Below are 16377 nucleotides of genomic sequence, written 5' to 3' on the forward strand. Positions count from 1 at the left end.
CTAGAGGAGGGATTACCTTTGTCAAGACCGGTATCGGATAGGAAGGAATGGACGGGTTTCCAAGAATCGCGGCCGTATGGGGCAAAGTACGATTTGCGCAGCGACTTTGTCATGGTTTATGGCATCTCGGACGACTTGGAGGAACGAATCGCGGGGTGGAAAGAACGGGGCTATATCATCCACTTGATGACAGGAGTGTCATGGGGAGAATACCAAATCTATTTGTACGGAAAGTATGATGGCCGTGATCATTGGGACGAAGTCAGACCAATCGCGCCGGTGACCGGCTGCTGCACGGCAAAGACGTGCCTTATATGGTCCCGACGATTTCCTTCAGCGAGTACCTTGCTGCCGGTATTAAGCGGGCAATTGATAGTGGGGCCGAAGCCATTCATCTGGAAGAGCCGGAGTTTTGGGTAGCCGGCGGATATTCGGAAGCCTTCAAGCGGGAATGGCGCATCTTCTATCAGGAGCCGTGGATACCGCCTCATGAGTCGCCAGACGCGCAATACCGAGCGTCCAAGTTAAAGGCGTATTTGTACTATCGTACGCTAGATCGCTTATGTGCGCAGATGAAGGAATATGCGGAAGTCCATTATGGGCGTGCGATCCGGTTTTATGTGCCGACGCATAGTTTGATCAATTACACGCAGTGGCGGATTGTGAGTCCGGAAGCGCTGCTCGTTAACATGCCAGCTTGCGATGGGTTTATTGCTCAAGTATGGACGGGGACTGCGCGTACGCGCAATGTGTACAAAGGCATCCGTGAGGAGCGAACGTTCGAAACGGCATTCCTTGAATACGGCGTCATGCAAGAGCTCGTTCGCGGTACAGGCCGTGATATGTGGTTTCTGCATGATCCAATTGAAGATAATCCGAATTACACGTGGTCGGACTATAAAGTCAATTATGAAGATACAGTCGTGGCTTCTCTGCTTCATCCTTATGTAAACAATTACGAGATATGCCCTTGGCCGCGAAGAGTGTTCGAGGTTGCCTACCCGAAGGAAGACGGCAAGGGAAAAGAAATGATCCCGCCCGATTACGCGACCGAGCTGATGACCGTCATGCATGTACTTCGTGATATGCACCGCCATGAGGAAATTATTTCCGATGAACAAACGGATGGCATAGGTCTCCTACTAGCCAACTCAGCGATGTTCCAACGGGGAGACATTGAGTTGCAGTCAGATGAGGCTGACTTTCGTTACGACGGCACCATCAGTTCGCTAATTCTCCCTTCCGAGCATCACGAAGAGATGCTGAATTGGTCAGCCTTCTATGGGCTGGCGCTGCCGCTTGTTAAACATGGCATACCGCTTCGCCCGGTGCAGCTGGATAATTTGCTTCATTTCCCGGGGTATTTGGATGATTATCGGGTGCTGCTGCTTAGTTATGAATTTATGAAGCCGGAACATGCCGGTCTTCATCAAGTGCTGTCGCAGTGGATACGAGATGGAGGCTGCTTGATCTACGTAGGAGATGGCAGTGACCCGTACCACAGTGTCAAGGAATGGTGGAACCGAGGTGCCAAAGCCTACGAGCGGCCAGATGATCACCTCTTCGAGGCGATTGGGATCGGACGCCGCCCTGAGGATGGGGAGTACCGGGTAGGTCAAGGCGGTGTTATTGTCCACCGCGTACATCCAGCCCGACTGGTCGAAACCGAAGAAGGCGCGAATTGGGTCCGCGAAAGTGTAAAGCGTGCACTAGCCATGCTCGGAGAAGAGGAGCCATTGCGTGAAAAGCATTACCTTCAAATCCGCCGAGGCCCCTATGTCGCGACACGCGTCATGACGGAGTCGCTTACGGATGAGGCTGTCACTGTTCATGGCAGCTATATCGACCTTTTCGATGCCAGACTTGCTATTGTGAGCAATCCGGTTGTTGAACCTGGCAAGGGCAGCCTGCTATTTGACTTTGAGGCAGCTTCTGATCTGACTTCAGCCGTCATCGTCAGTTCATCGCGAATCCGCGACGAGGAAACCGTCGTAAATGGGAAGCTCCAGTTCGTCTCCGAGGCGCCTGCTGGCGTAACCGTTAGTACTAGGCTCCAACTAACAGAGGAACCCGATCTTATCATCGCGGATGGTCTTGAAGTTATAGATCGAAGCTGGGAACCCGGAACTCGAACGCTTCTGATCCGCTATCCCGGCGTGCCGGAGGGGACCCTCGTTACGGTCATTTTCGAATAGGGATAAATTGTATAAGAATGGAAAACCTACTCTCAAGAAGGAAGGAGAGAGTAGGATGGACAACGAGAATAGGAATCTTTTGAATACGCAGGATGTAGATGAAGCCTGCATGCAGGAGGAAATCTGCAATCCGGATTTTGATTTGATGCGCGATTATGCCAAGCAGCTTAATGGAGAGATGGACGTTGATAAGAAAGACGTTTGAAACCCAGCAGCTTGGTGTTTCGGCAGTATTGCATGTAACAGAAGGCATTTCGCTTATTAGCGAAGTGCCTTTTTTTGCACGATAGAATTTATTTGTTTTGAGTTTGGCGCGAGACGTCTGAAAAGGACCTCTCAGCTGCTGAGAGAAGGCGAGTTAGCGTGTTTGCGTCCTGAGAAAGCAGAAAAGGCTGTCTCGGAGGCTTGAATGGATTTGAAGTGGCGCGAGACGTCTGAAAAGGATCTCTCAGCTGCTGAGAGAAGGGGTGTTAGCGTGTTTGCGTCCTGAGAAAGCAGAAAAGGCTGTCTCGGAGGCTCGAATGGAGCGGAAGTGGCGCGAGACGTCTGAAAAGGAGCTCTCAGCTGCTGTTTGCTTATATGTGCTGCAATTATCCCCTAGCCCAGCATAGAAATTATTATGAAAAAAAGCTTCTCATGCTTGAGGAGGCTTTCATTATAGTTACTCCCGCATGATTCCGGGGGTTTTTTGTCCAAATAGCTGATCGACGTTCCATGACATCCGCTAATATTTATTCTTTTGAAAACATAACGATGGACATGGCTCCTTTAAGAAACCGGTCTTATGATGAAGTTATGAACACAATAACAACTTACGGGAGGTTTCATCATGAGTATCCGAATTCTGAATGAACAAGATTACTATCGCATCGTATATGGGGGATGGCTTGGGAAAAATATAGGGGGGACACTTGGTGCACCGGTAGAGGGCGTTAAGGAGCTGCTAGAGTTGACCTTTTATCCGGAGCTGCCGGACGGTCCTTTGGAGAACGATGATTTGGACTTACAATTGGTGTGGCTGCATGCTTTGGAGCAATACGGTCCGGGATTGACTGCGCGAGAGCTTGGGCAGGAGTGGTTGGAGCATATCTTTTTCCCATTTGATGAGTATGGTTACGCGCTTACGAATTTGAGAAGAGGTCTTCTTGCACCCGTTGCTGGATCATTCAACAATCCGTTCAAAGAGTGTATGGGTTCACCCATTCGTTCCGAAATCTGGGCCATGGTGACTCCTGGATCGCCTAGTACAGCAGCACATTATGCATATCAGGACGCTATTGTGGATCATGCCGGCGGAGAAGGGGTGTACGGAGAAATGTTTTTTGCCGCCCTAGAGAGCGCTATTTTCTATGAAAAGGATCGGGATCGCTTGATTCAGATCGGCATGACCTATATACCTGAAAATTGCCGCACCGCCAATGCATTGAAAGATCTGCTCCACTGGCATAAGGAAGGGAAGGATTGGCTCGAAGCGCGTTCGCTCATTCTGGAGCATCATGGCAACGATAACTTTACGGATGCCCCGCAAAATATTGCTTTTACGATCCTTGGCTGGTTATATGGCGAGGATTTCGAGGATGCGATTTTAAAAGCGGTCAATTGCGGTTATGATACCGATTGTACAGCTGCTACACTGGGCGCTATATTAGGCATGCTGCTCGGTCCAGAAGGTTTGCCGGATAAATGGGTGAAGCCTGTCGGCGATCGGGTTGTCGTTAGTCCGCCAATTAAAGGATTTCCAGCACCCAAGGATTTGGATGAATTAACACGACGTACCATTCGCATGGGCAAACAAATTCTTGCAGCTTGGGATACGGACATACTGGTGCATCCTGACCTTCCGACAACCTTGAACCAACCCGTAGAAACGAACGAAACGGAAGAGAAAATAATGGAGCTTTGGACGAGGAAGGTAACGGCTAATCACTACTTGCTGCCGCAAGGAACTCATAACAGTCCGGATGCTGAGCTTGAGATCGATTTTGGTCAGGAAGGTCCAGCCATCGGAGTGAATCAGAAGAAGAAGCTGCATATCACGTTCACCAACCGTTCGTTAACATCAATTGTTGGCAATATTGCGTTAGAATTGCCCGAGGACTGGGAGATGCCGAATTCACTTGAAGTGAGCCTACAACCTAATGAATCGATCGAATGGCATACAGAAATCCGAGCTTCCACGATCGCTAAGTCTAGTTATGATCTTGCATTCGTTTGGACGAGATTTCACGACCAATCCGTATGGGCTGCTCAGAAGGTTCCTTTTTCGTTGGTTAACGCTTCAAAGTGGATGATTTGGGGACCGAACAGCAGCGAAGGGAAGGAAGTATATTTCTCAGGCAATCAATTGGATTGGAAGAAGGAACTCGGTAGCGATGACGATGGATTATACCGCGCTCAAACGAAGCTCTTCAACCCGATAGAGCGAAAGATTCGTCTTATTGCGGCCGCAAGAGGACCTATCGTATTGAAACTAAACGGTCAAATCGTCATTGAATGTAAAGATTCGTTGGAATTCATGCCAGCTTATCATCGGGCTCCGGAAGAACAAAGGATTGAAATAACACTAGCTGCAGGAAGCTATGACATTGAAGTAGAGGCTATAAGAAATGGTTGTCCTCTAGAAGTTTATGTCTTACCAGTGGCACTTCTTAACACAACAATACCTGGTCCGTACTATTATTTTACCGATATTTTGTTTGGGTGACCTATGAGAATTGACGCGCATCAGCATTATTGGAAGACGGAACGCGGAGACTATGGCTGGTTGACTCCTGAGCAGGGTATTTTATATGCGGATTATATGCCGGAGCAGCTGCAGGATTCACTTCGTCGATATCAATTCGAACGCACGATTGTCGTGCAAGCCGCGCCGACGCTGGAGGAAACGCAATTCTTGCTCTCTTTATATGATGAGTATGAAAGTATAGCTGGAGTGGTCGGTTGGCTAGATCTGGATTCACCGCAATTTAGCGAGCAATATGCTAAGTTTCGAGGGTATAAAGGGTTTGTTGGCTTTCGTCCAATGCTTCAGGATCTGCCGGATTCATGGATTCTTCGACCGCAAGTCATGCAAAATATGGAGCAACTGGTCAAGGATGATTTTCCGCTTGATTTGCAGCTTAGACCACGGCATCATCCTTATATATTGGAGGCGCTTCGAAGCCTTCCGACGCTTCGGGCAGTGGTCGATCATGCGGCAAAGCCTTTTATTGCTGGTCGCATCTTGGAACCCTGGAAGTCGGAAATGGCTGAACTGGCTGCATTCCCTAATGTCATGTGTAAGCTGTCAGGGCTAGTAACAGAAGCCGATCAGCAAGCTTGGAACTGGATGGATCTGGCTCCTTATGTGCATCATGTCATCGAAGTGTTTGGCATAGATCGGGTGATGTTTGGCAGCGATTGGCCAGTATGTCTAACTACTTGCAGCTATGATGAGGTCTATTTGGCTTTGCTGAACGCGCTGCCCTCCAACCTGTCTAGGGAGGATCATTCAGCTATCTTCGGAGGTAATGCAGCGCGATTTTATCAATTATTGTAGGCATTATATAGAGCTCTTGTGGTCTTCAATGACCGCAGGTGCTCTTTTACATTTATTGAATCCGCCACATACAGATATCGCATAAAAAGGCGTTAATTAGTAGTTTTATTCGACATAAATCAAAGTTTAGATTCAAAAAAATCGTAGAATTTTTCAAATAAATGTAGCAAGGTTCATTGTTTCAAACCAGATGGTTCATTAAACTTTATCTACGAAGGAATGTATGTAAAAAACGACTTATTTCCAAGAGCAAAGGGAAGGGGCGATTTGACGATATTGAGAGAGAGAAAGGTGAGAGGAATGGACATTAACCAACATCGAAACTGCTTGTCAAAGGTATGGAATAAACTCGAGCAAGGGAAATTGACGATAGGTTTTATCGGAGGGTCCATTACGGAGGATGGGAGAGCTGCGCACAATTGGCCCGAACCCGTCACGCGTTGGTTCGTTGAATCGTTCCCGCATGCTCGCATAGCGGTAGAAAATGCAGCTATCGGCGCAACGGGAAGCGACCTTGCTGTGTTCCGGGCAGACCGCGATTTGATTGATCGTGCGTGTGATCTGGTTTTTATCGAATTTGCGGTGAATGACAATGGGACTCCTTCTGAGAGGAGAATGCGGGCGAGAGAAGGGTTGATCCGCAAGCTCTTGGCGGAGGGACGAAGCAATCTCGTGATCGTTTACACGTATTGCCAAGACATGTACGATGCGATGACCCGCAGCGAGGTACCTGCTTCGATCCTAGAATTTGAACAATTGGCAGAACATTACGGAATCAGTTCGGTTTGGATGGGACTGCATGCATGGAACGAAGTAAAGAAAGGGCGGATGACCTGGGACGAATGGTTGCCGGACGGCCTTCATCCTTCCAACCGAGGCAGCTTAAGCTACGGTCAGAGTGTGATCTCCTTTTTGGAAGAAGAACGGATAACGGTACCAAGCCTAGAAAGAGTAGATAAGGAGAAGCCACTTCAGGCTCCGCTCAATTCAAGTCACTGGGAGAACGTACAACTGCTGCCTTATGAAGATGTACAGTTGGAAGGACCTTGGACGATAAGACGATCGACTGCTGTTATGCCTAGGGTGGATCGGATACTGAGTACATCGGCCATTGGGGCAAAGCTCTCTTTCTCATTTGTAGGAAAGGGGCTAGCATTAGCATTCGATTTCGGTAAGAAGTCTGCGGAGTTCAGCTATCGGCTGGATGGAGCGGACGCCGTCATTACCTGCCGGGAAAGGCCGGATTGGTGCGGAGATGGAGGATGGTTTCAAATCTACTGGATTGCTGACGAGCTGATGGAGGGAACTCACCATATCGAATTGGAGGTTGTTCATGGAAACCGCCCGGAATGCAAGGGGACGAATTTTCACTTGGGACTGATCGGGATATTGAAGTAATAAAGCCTTGCGATGTTACTCGCGAGGTTCTTTTTTTTATATTGCTTGCAATTCTTGGGTGTTAGGGATAACACGAAGCTTACCCTTATTTAACTAGTATCTATGGATATTGCTGACTGGGTGGGATTTTGGATAGTAGCTTAATGTTTTAGTAAGTGACTTTATATTTCTTTGAATTGATTTCAGCTCTTTGGGATGTGGAATTAGGAGAGAATGTAGTACAACGTGCAACAATTTTCTTGATTTCTTCTTGAAAAGCTCGGATTGTTGTAAGCTGTACAACAATTTAGGCTCTATCTCTGCTGCAGAGCTACTTTTGGCTGAAATTGTTGTATTTTTTGCAACATATGCCGAGAAAACTAAATTTAGCTTGCCAAAAGTTGTAAAAAATACAACATTACACAAACTAGCAAGTGAATGTTTAACATATACGTCTTATGCCTAGTTTGCTTTGCAACTCTAAGGGATATTCCATCCAAGCTATTTTTTTCTTGACACTTTTTTAAAAATGAAGATATAATAAAAACAGAAAACATGTAACCGGTTACACATTGTTTCATACATCAAGAGTTCCGGTGATAATTTTCTAAGCAATTACTGATAATAATAGAGAAATAGGAAAATATCGGATATGTGTAACCGTTTCCCTACTTGGTTTAAATTGGTTTGCGAATTAGGTTGCTCGCATCATTAGGAGTGGGATGTAACAAGTGGCAACGATTAGAGATGTCGCGAAATTGGCTGGGGTTTCGGTAGCAACTATTTCCCGTTTTCTCAACAAAAATGGGTATGTTAACGAAGATACCAAGCTAAGAGTGGAGCAAGCGATTAAGACGCTGCAGTATGAGCCTAACGCGATAGCGAGAGGGCTGGCGGGAAGGAAAACAGGGACGATCGCTCTTATCTTTCCCGATATTACGAATCCATTCTTTGCTGAACTGGCCAGAGCTGTTGAAGATGTGGCAAGGATGTATGGGTACACGGTTATCTTGTGTAACTCGGATAATCAGGCGGACAAGGAGCAAACGTACATTAAGGTACTGAAGCAGCGTTATGTGGATGGCATTTTGTTCGCCTCTTACAACCTTCGCTCTGATGATGTAGAAGCGCTAAAAAGTGAAAAGATTCCGCTTGTCATGCTCGACAGAGCGCCGCGAGATGCTTCCTGCTCCATCGTGAGCTCGAAGCATTTGGAAGGAGCTCAGATGGCTGTGCAGCATCTGATGGATGTGGGCTGCAAGAAGATTGCCCACATTTATGGTCCGCAAGAGACGGTGACGGGAAGAGAACGGTTCATGGGATACGAACAATCCGTGAAGCATCTTCCTTGGTACTCGCCGAGTCTGGTAGAGCCCGGCTACTTCCGCGTAGATGGCGGGATGGCCGCCGTAGAGAATTTGATGCAGCGTCATCCGGATATCGACGGTATTTTCGCCGGCAACGACACAATGGCTGTCGGGGCGCTGAAGAAGCTTCAACGTTTGGGGCTGCGCGTACCGGATCAAGTAGCGTTGGTCGGGTTTGACGGCATCGATTTAACACTCATCGTCGAACCGGAAATTACAACGGTTGCCCAACCTATTTACGATATGGGCATGCTATCTACAAGACTACTGATCAAAAAGATCGAAGGCGACATCCAAGAAGAGCAGACACATCTGTTTGATGTGACGCTCATAACTAGAGGTTCTACAGAAAGGAAAAGAAATGATGAATAAACCCCGTATTGTGGTCATCGGGAGCTTGAATATGGACATTGTAGTGGAAACATCTCGATTTCCGCGTGTTGGAGAAACACTGACAGGCGAGCATGTCCACTTTATACCAGGCGGTAAAGGCGCGAATCAGGCCGTAGCTGCTGCGAGGTTAGGCGGTCAGACGACGATGATCGGCTCCGTGGGAGACGATATGTTCGGACAATCGCTCATTGAATCGCTTCAGCAGGATGCGATTTCCACAGATCACGTCATTCGGATCGCGGGAACCCCGACGGGTATCGCCTCCATCATGCTGGCCGAATCGGACAACCAGATTGTAGTCGTTCCGGGGGCAAACGCTAGCTGTTTGCCAGAACATATTCAAGCCGTGGAGCAAGTCATCGCGGAGCATGATATTGTGCTCGTGCAATTGGAAATTCCGCTTGAAACGGCTTCGGCCGTTTGCCAGTTAGCGAAGAAGCTAGGCAAGACCGTTATTTTGAATCCAGCACCTGCGCGTAAGCTGCCGGAGGCCATGCTGAACTGCGTGGACTATATAACGCCGAACCGCTTAGAGCTGGCGACGATCACAGGCATCGATGCTTCTGGCGATCAGCTGCAGGCAGCTATGGAAGCGTTGCTTGAGATGGGACCAAGCTGTGTCATAACGACGCTTGGCGAGGAAGGCTCTGCCTTTCTGCACAAAGGAGAAACACTAGTGAAAGTTCCGGCTTACCGTGTTCCTGTTGTTGATACGACTGGAGCAGGTGACGCCTACAACGGCGGACTAGCCTATGCGCTGGCTGCGGGCAATGAGTTGAAAGAGGCGGTAGCTTTCGCCTGTAAGGTGTCTGCGATGTCTGTAACAAAGCTCGGCGCACAAGCCGGCATGCCAACCCAGGAAGATTTAAAAACACTTAACCAACCAATAAGATAATCCTAAGGGGGATTTAAGCTATGAGAAAAAGATTAGGAATCACTGCATTATTGTTATTGTCCGTATTGGTGTTCTTAGCAGGTTGCGGGAAGTCGAGCACATCGACAAGCACGCCAGGAGCAGCAGGTACACCTGCTGCGGGCAAGAAAATCAATGCTGTCTACTTCGTGAACGGAACGCTTGGTGATAAAGGATTTTTCGACTCTGCACAAAGAGGCGTGAAACAAGCTGGTGAAACACTCGGCATGACAGTGAAAACCGTTGAAGGCGGCACGAACCAAGCTGACTGGCCTTCAGGACTAGAATCACTCGCTTCCAGTGGGAAATATGATGTGATCGTCCTTGGGACAAGCCAAATGACGGACATCATCAAAGATGTGGCGAAGCGTTACGAGAAACAGAAGTTTATTTTCTTCGATGAAGCAATTACAGGACTTCCGAATGTGTACTCCATGACTTACTCGCAAAATGAAGGTTCCTTCATGGCAGGAGCATTTGCCGCATTGGTTACGACAAGCACGGAACTGAAAGGTGCAAATCCAGAAAAAGTGATTGGCTTTATCGGCGGTATGGACATTCCGATTATTAATGACTTTAAAGCAGGCTATGAGCAAGGCGCGAAATACGTGGATCCTGCAATTACGGTTGTCGCTTCCTATGTTGGTGACTTTGCAAACGCTCCCAAAGGTAAAGAACTTGCACTAGCTCAGTATAATTCGCAAAAAGTAGATATCGCTTTCAACGTAGCCGGGGGAGCTGGACTTGGCCTTCTGGAAGCGGGTAATTCTTTAGGAAAATATTCGATCGGTGTAGACTCCAACCAAAACGGTCTGTATCCGGGCAGTGTGTTAACTTCCATGGTGAAAGCTATTGACAACTCAGTTCTACGTGCATTGACTTTGTTCAGTCAAGATAGACTAGGATTTGGGAAGAATGAAGTTTTAGGTATTAAAGAAGGCGGCGTAGGCTTGGCAAAAGACGAATTGTACAGCAAACATGTTCCTAAAGCTATACAAGATAAGATCACGGACATCGAGCAGAAGTTAAACAAAGGCGAAATCAAAGTTCAAACCACTTTGAAATAAGCCGGTAACGAGGGGGAAACGTATCCATGGCGATTTTGCTGGAGATGAAAGACATCCATAAAACTTACCCCAATGGTACGAAGGCGAACCGTGGTGTGGATTTGACGATACATGAGGGCGAGATTCACGCGTTAGTCGGCGAGAATGGAGCTGGCAAATCGACGCTCATGAAAATATTGTTCGGACTTGAGGCACCGACTAGCGGTTCCATCCTGTATAAAGGCCAACCGCTTCGCTTCCAAGGACCGAAAGATGCGATAAAGCAAGGGATGGGCATGGTGCATCAACATTTCATGCTTGTCCCCTCGCTCACGGTTTCTGAAAACATCGTGCTTGGCGAGGAGCCCGTCAAAGGGCTTTTCTCCCTCGTACGAGATCGTGCTAAGGAGCTTTCCGAAATTGAGAAATTGATTGAAACATTCAAATTGAAGGTTGATCCTCGTGCGACGGTTGAAACGATATCCGTTGGGCAAAAACAACGTGTGGAAATTATCAAGGTGCTGTATCGCGGCGCACGCCTCATTATTCTTGATGAACCTACGGCTGTCTTAACACCGCAGGAAACCGATGAACTGTTTGAATCGATCCAAACGCTGGTGCGACAAGGATATACGATCATTTTCATTACGCATAAACTGCGTGAAGTGATGGAAATATCCAATCGTGTTACGGTGCTTAAGGCAGGGAAAACGATCACGACACTGCTCACCAAAGAAACGAATCCAGAAGAAATTTCGAGACTCATGGTTGGCAGGGAAGTCTTGTTCCGCGTCGAAAAGCAGCCTTCCGAACCGAAAGAAATCGTATTGTCAACTAAGAATCTGTTCGCTTCTGATGACAAGGGATCACCGGCGCTTCGGGGTATTTCGCTCGAGATTCGGGCTGGCGAGGTTGTAGGAATCGCAGGGGTAGAAGGAAACGGACAAACGGAGCTGGTCGAAGCGATCACAGGTATGCGAAAAGCAACGTCAGGTGCAATCAACTATTTGGGTGAGGAACTGATCGGAAAAAGCGTCGCACAAATCCGCGCGATGAAAATCGGGCACGTACCGGAAGACCGGCAAACGACAGGAGCGAGTTTAACCTCGACGATTGCCGAAAATTTAATTCTTGACCATTACCGGAATCCTGAATTTCGACGGGGACCATTTCTGAATAAAAAGAAAATCAAGGAATTTGCAAAAGTAATGATGGATGTTTATGACGTGCGCGCTCAAAACGAAGACGTGATGGCTGGAGCTTTATCCGGGGGAACTTGCAAAAAGTGGTGATCGCCCGGGAGATTTCGAAAAATCCGAAGCTTCTGATTGCATCGCAGCCGACCCGTGGTGTCGATATCGGAGCCATCGAATCTATCCATCGTGAGATTATCAAAAGACGGGATGGGGGCGCAGCCGTACTGCTCGTTTCTGCTGAATTATCGGAAGTCATGGGCTTAAGCGACCGCATTGCCGTTATGTACAATGGGAAAATAGTGGCCGTTCTTGATAATCATGACGGGCTGACAGAAGAGGAACTCGGCTATTACATGCTGGGGATCAAGAATCAAGAAAGGAAAGAGGCGCTCCAATGAATACAAGACAAGCTATCTATTTGGAAATCACAGGTATCATTGCCGCAGCTGTCATGGCGATCCTTTGCGGATTCATCGTGATCTTGTTCTCCAGCCAACATCCGATTGAGGCGATCAGTTCTTTTCTAGGCGGTCCGCTTTCAGGAGCGTTCAATATCGGCACCATTTTGAATAAAGCCGTTCCTCTGATTTTGACGGGATTGGCGCTATCTGTTGTCTTTCAAAGTGGCGTATTCAGCATGGGGGCAGAAGGTCAGCTGTATGTTGGGGCATTCGTAGGTTCTCTAGTCGCTGTTTATGTGCACGGATTACCGGCTTGGATTTTGCTTCCCATGGTTCTCATATGTGCAATGGTTGGAGGAGCACTTTATGGCGCGATCCCAGGCTGGCTCAAGACAAAATGGAATGCGAATGAGATTGTCACCACGTTGATGATGAACTTCGTCGCAATTTTGACCACCTCATACTTGGTCAACAACGTATTCAAAGATCCAACTAGCGGAGGCTTTGCTCGCATGCATTATGTGGATGCAGGTGCAAAGTTGGGTAAAATATTCGCAGGTTTCCCGGCACACTATGGTGTGATCATCGCACTGCTGGCAGCTGCTGTCGTGTATCTCTTTATGTACAAAACGAGATCGGGGTATGAGCTGCGCTTAGTAGGAAAAAACAGCCGATTCGCCGATTACGGCGGTATCTCAACGAAACGTGTTGTGATTGTAAGCGTGATGATTAGCGGAGCGCTTGCTGGACTCGCTGGGATTGTTGAAATTCTGGGAGTACACGGCACATATAAAGATAATTTCTCGTCTGGATTAGGTTTTGATGGGATTATCATTGCTCTGCTCGCAAGAAATCATCCGATTGGCGTAGTGGCTGTTAGTTTGTTCTATGCTTACCTTCAAGTGGGTGCTGCATCCATGCAAGTTGGGAGCGATATGCCGCGTGAACTGGCCATTATTATTCAAGTTATGTTGGTCTTGTTCGTTTCTTCGCAAGCGATCTTTGCTTATTTGAAACAAAAATTCGTCCTGCGGCAAAAGGCGGTGAACTAGATGCTATCAGCTCTTTGGGGTCAAATTATCGACTTATCTCTGTTTGTTGTACTGCTCAGATTCACAACACCGATTCTGCTATCGGCTTTGGGCGGGCTTATCGCCGATGTCGCAGGCGTCATCAATATCGGTTTGGAAGGTTTGATGCTAATCTCAGCGTTTAGCGCCATTGCCGTTGGATCTGTAACGGACAGTTGGATTCTCGGTTTGGTTGCAGGAGTCGCTTCTTCCATGCTCATTTGTTACGGGATGGGGTTCTTCTCACTCAAACTGAAAGTAGATATGATCATTACCGGCTTTGCCGTGAATATTTTGGGTTCGGGCTTGACGATTTTCCTTATGAACAAAATTTTCGGAGTGACAGGCAACTACTCACCTACTGGATTACACAATATACCGGTTGTTCGAATTCCGTTTATTGATACGATTCCTTTCTTGAATAAGCTGCTTAGCGGGCATAGTCTCATGACCTGGATCGCTTTCTTATCTGTATTGTTATGTGTATTCATTCTGTACAAAACACCCTACGGTGTTCACCTACGTTCCGTTGGTGAAGCTCCGCAGGCTGCCAAATCGCTCGGTATTTCTGTCAATCGCATTCAATATTCAGCGCTTGCTTGGAGCGGATTGTTTACGGGTTTAGCTGGCGCTTACTTATCGATGGGCATGACGAGTATGTTCGTTAAAGATATGACTGCAGGCACAGGCTTCCTGGCACTTGCCGTCGTTTTACTCGGAAACCGCAATCCAGTTGGCATCTTGTTCGGCTCGCTGATCTTCGGTTTAGCTAGCGCGATCGCCACCGTTGTCCAAACGATTCCGGGCAGTAAAGTTCCGAGTCAATTTATCCAAATGATTCCTTATCTTGTAACCATTGCAGCACTTGTATTCTTTGCTATTCGCAAGAAGAAAAAGCTGAACGATGCGCTGAGGGCGCAAGCCGAAGGCGCAGTGAAAATCGCTGCGGCTTAAGAAAAGGAGCGAACGATGGAAACTAATGTGAAAAGAAAAATTATTATTGATTGCGATCCGGGGCACGATGATGCTATCGCGATCTTGCTGGCAGGGGCTAATCCGCACGTGGAGTTGGTTGCCATTACGACGGTGGCAGGCAATGCTGAGGTCGAGAAAACGACGGTCAACGCACTTAAAGTATGCGAGTTAGCAGGCATAACGCACATTCCTGTGGCCAAAGGGGCGGGACAGCCGCTTATCCGTGTGCGTCAGACAGCAGCCGACATTCATGGCGACTCTGGCATGGATGGACCTAATCTGCCTAATCCAAGTAAGCCTGTGGAGAAGGAACATGCCGTTGATCTTCTTATTCGCAAGTTGATGGAATCAGACGGGGATATTACGCTGGTTCCTGTCGCGCCGCTCACGAACATTGCTTTGGCGATGCGCAAAGAACCTGCTATTTTATCTAAAATACAAGAGATCGTCATCATGGGTGGAGGAACGTTCGGTAATACAACACCTGCTGCCGAATTCAATATTTACGTGGATGCGGAAGCGGCAAAAGTTGTTTTTGAGAGCGGCGTGCCCATCACGATGATGGGACTGGATTTAACGCATCAAGCGATCGTGACGGACGATGTTCATCAACGAATTCTTGAAGTGGATAACCGGGTTTCTCATTTTGTTCATGAGCTTCTGGGTTTTTTCGCCCATACGTATAAAGAAGTTTTCGGTTTTGCCGGTGCTCCGATTCATGATGCTTGCTGCGTCGCTTATTGTATTGATCCGACTGCATTCGGAACGAGAAAGCTGCGGGTTGATATCGAAACCAAAGGTGAGCATACGTACGGCATGACGGTTGTTGATTTGCTGGGTGTCACAGGTCGGGAGCCTAACGTAAATGTGGCTTTCACACTTGACCAAGATAAATTTTGGAACATGCTTATTCAAACTTTGAAAAACTACACATAGAGGTGAATACATTGCAAAACGTTCGCATGATTCTTGATGTTGATACAGGTATTGATGATTCCATGGCGATTTTGCTTGCCCTGAAAACGAAACACATCAAAGTAGAAGGAATTACAACGGTATTCGGTAATACGGATGTCGTGCAAGCCACTCGCAACACACTGCAAGTGATTGAGCTGTCAGGCGTCGAATACGAAGTTCCGGTGGCTATGGGCGCGGCTAAACCGCTGTTCCGCGACTGGCGCGGTCCTGTCACGCATATCCACGGCGATAACGGTATCGGGAACTGCGAGCTGCCGCAGCCCAAAGGGAAAGCCATTGCGGAGAGCGCCGCTCAGTTCATCGTTCGCAAGGTAAATGAAAACCCGCACGAGCTAACGCTAGTGTTCGTGGGCCGAATGACGAACCTGGCTATCGCACTTGCACAAGATCCTTCCATCGCTTCCAAGGTGAAGCGGCTTGTTATCATGGGCGGCGCGGTGAAAGTGCCTGGCAACGTGACACCTGTTGCCGAAGCGAATATCTACGGCGATCCTGAGGCTGCGCATCGCGTGTTTGAATCCGGCATCCCGATTACGCTCGTCGGCTTAGATGTAACGATGAAGACGGTCATTGGCGAGGAGCACCGCCGGTTATTAATGGATTCGCCTGCTCCAGGCAATGAAAGGGCAGCCGCTTATATCGGTGAAGCTTTCCAGTTTTATTTTGGCGCGTACGACAAGCAGAACGGTTTCTACGGCGCACCCCTGCATGATCCGCTTGCGGTTGCAGTAGCTGCTTATCCGGATCTTGTCACGACGGAAGATCTTTATATAAGCATTGAGACAAAAGGGACCATGTCCTACGGAGCTACATTAGCGGATTTCCGCAGAACGGTACCGGTTACGAATACAGCAGTGGCGTTTGAAGTCAACAGCCCGCGGTTTCTTGATTATTTCATCAACACATTAAAGAGCTAACGAGAGGAGAA

At 47.9% G+C, this 16377-nt stretch carries 13 protein-coding genes and 1 pseudogene; all 14 read left to right on the forward strand.

All coding sequences use genetic code 11. The features are described 5' to 3' along the window. Positions 1–18: 18 nt before the first annotated feature. Positions 19–420, forward strand: coding sequence for a hypothetical protein (locus tag ACBP55_RS14105; protein ID WP_464652415.1), 402 nt, complete (start codon positions 19–21; stop codon positions 418–420). Further along, positions 315–2195, forward strand: a complete 1881-nt coding sequence (locus ACBP55_RS14110) for a hypothetical protein (RefSeq protein WP_464652417.1) — start codon at positions 315–317, stop codon at positions 2193–2195. Before ACBP55_RS14105 ends, ACBP55_RS14110 begins: the two co-directional genes overlap by 106 nt. 55 nt (positions 2196–2250) lie before the next feature. Beyond that, positions 2251–2400 carry a hypothetical protein gene (locus tag ACBP55_RS14115; protein WP_464652418.1) on the forward strand — a complete coding sequence of 50 codons (150 nt, stop codon included), beginning with the start codon at positions 2251–2253 and terminating at the stop codon, positions 2398–2400. A gap of 624 nt (positions 2401–3024) precedes the next feature. Next, on the forward strand, positions 3025–4899 hold the full coding sequence (locus ACBP55_RS14120; protein WP_464652420.1) for an ADP-ribosylglycohydrolase family protein: 1875 nt from the start codon (positions 3025–3027) through the stop codon (positions 4897–4899). Positions 4900–4902: 3 nt separating this feature from the next. Further along, entirely contained in the window at positions 4903–5733 is an 831-nt protein-coding gene (locus ACBP55_RS14125; protein WP_464652422.1) for an amidohydrolase family protein, read from the forward strand. Between the two features lie 300 nt (positions 5734–6033). Further along, positions 6034–7131, forward strand: coding sequence for an SGNH/GDSL hydrolase family protein (locus ACBP55_RS14130; protein ID WP_464652424.1), 1098 nt, complete (start codon positions 6034–6036; stop codon positions 7129–7131). Positions 7132–7841: 710 nt separating this feature from the next. Continuing rightward, positions 7842–8849, forward strand: coding sequence for a LacI family DNA-binding transcriptional regulator (locus ACBP55_RS14135; protein WP_464652426.1), 1008 nt, complete (start codon positions 7842–7844; stop codon positions 8847–8849). Beyond that, a complete protein-coding gene (gene rbsK, locus ACBP55_RS14140) occupies positions 8839–9765 on the forward strand; it encodes a ribokinase (protein ID WP_464652428.1) in 927 nt (308 codons plus the stop codon). Before ACBP55_RS14135 ends, rbsK begins: the two co-directional genes overlap by 11 nt. A gap of 20 nt (positions 9766–9785) precedes the next feature. Next, positions 9786–10850, forward strand: a complete 1065-nt coding sequence (locus ACBP55_RS14145) for a BMP family lipoprotein (RefSeq protein ID WP_464652429.1) — start codon at positions 9786–9788, stop codon at positions 10848–10850. Between the two features lie 26 nt (positions 10851–10876). After that, a pseudogene (locus ACBP55_RS14150) lies at positions 10877–12423 on the forward strand (ABC transporter ATP-binding protein). Further along, positions 12420–13478, forward strand: a complete 1059-nt coding sequence (locus tag ACBP55_RS14155; protein ID WP_464652431.1) for an ABC transporter permease — start codon at positions 12420–12422, stop codon at positions 13476–13478. The pseudogene ACBP55_RS14150 and the gene ACBP55_RS14155 overlap by 4 nt, the downstream one beginning before the upstream one ends. After that, positions 13479–14450: an ABC transporter permease gene (locus tag ACBP55_RS14160; protein WP_464652433.1), complete on the forward strand. Its 972-nt coding sequence runs from the start codon at positions 13479–13481 to the stop codon at positions 14448–14450. A 15-nt stretch (positions 14451–14465) separates the two neighbouring features. Beyond that, positions 14466–15407, forward strand: coding sequence for a nucleoside hydrolase (locus ACBP55_RS14165; protein ID WP_464652435.1), 942 nt, complete (start codon positions 14466–14468; stop codon positions 15405–15407). An 11-nt stretch (positions 15408–15418) separates the two neighbouring features. Continuing rightward, on the forward strand, positions 15419–16366 hold the full coding sequence (locus tag ACBP55_RS14170) for a nucleoside hydrolase (protein WP_464652437.1): 948 nt from the start codon (positions 15419–15421) through the stop codon (positions 16364–16366). Positions 16367–16377 lie beyond the last annotated feature (11 nt).

The sequence above is a fragment of the Paenibacillus sp. WG02 genome, assembly GCF_055396115.1.

Excerpts from the sequence above, each read along its gene's own strand:
- ACBP55_RS14110 (WP_464652417.1), top strand. The coding sequence starts at position 315 with ATGGTCCCGACGATTTCCTTCAGCGAGTACCTTGCTGCCGGTATTAAG.
- ACBP55_RS14115 (WP_464652418.1), top strand. The coding sequence starts at position 2,251 with ATGGACAACGAGAATAGGAATCTTTTGAATACGCAGGATGTAGATGAA.
- ACBP55_RS14120 (WP_464652420.1), top strand. The coding sequence starts at position 3,025 with ATGAGTATCCGAATTCTGAATGAACAAGATTACTATCGCATCGTATAT.
- ACBP55_RS14125 (WP_464652422.1), top strand. The coding sequence starts at position 4,903 with ATGAGAATTGACGCGCATCAGCATTATTGGAAGACGGAACGCGGAGAC.
- ACBP55_RS14130 (WP_464652424.1), top strand. The coding sequence starts at position 6,034 with ATGGACATTAACCAACATCGAAACTGCTTGTCAAAGGTATGGAATAAA.
- rbsK (WP_464652428.1), top strand. The coding sequence starts at position 8,839 with ATGATGAATAAACCCCGTATTGTGGTCATCGGGAGCTTGAATATGGAC.
- ACBP55_RS14145 (WP_464652429.1), top strand. The coding sequence starts at position 9,786 with ATGAGAAAAAGATTAGGAATCACTGCATTATTGTTATTGTCCGTATTG.
- ACBP55_RS14155 (WP_464652431.1), top strand. The coding sequence starts at position 12,420 with ATGAATACAAGACAAGCTATCTATTTGGAAATCACAGGTATCATTGCC.
- ACBP55_RS14160 (WP_464652433.1), top strand. The coding sequence starts at position 13,479 with ATGCTATCAGCTCTTTGGGGTCAAATTATCGACTTATCTCTGTTTGTT.
- ACBP55_RS14165 (WP_464652435.1), top strand. The coding sequence starts at position 14,466 with ATGGAAACTAATGTGAAAAGAAAAATTATTATTGATTGCGATCCGGGG.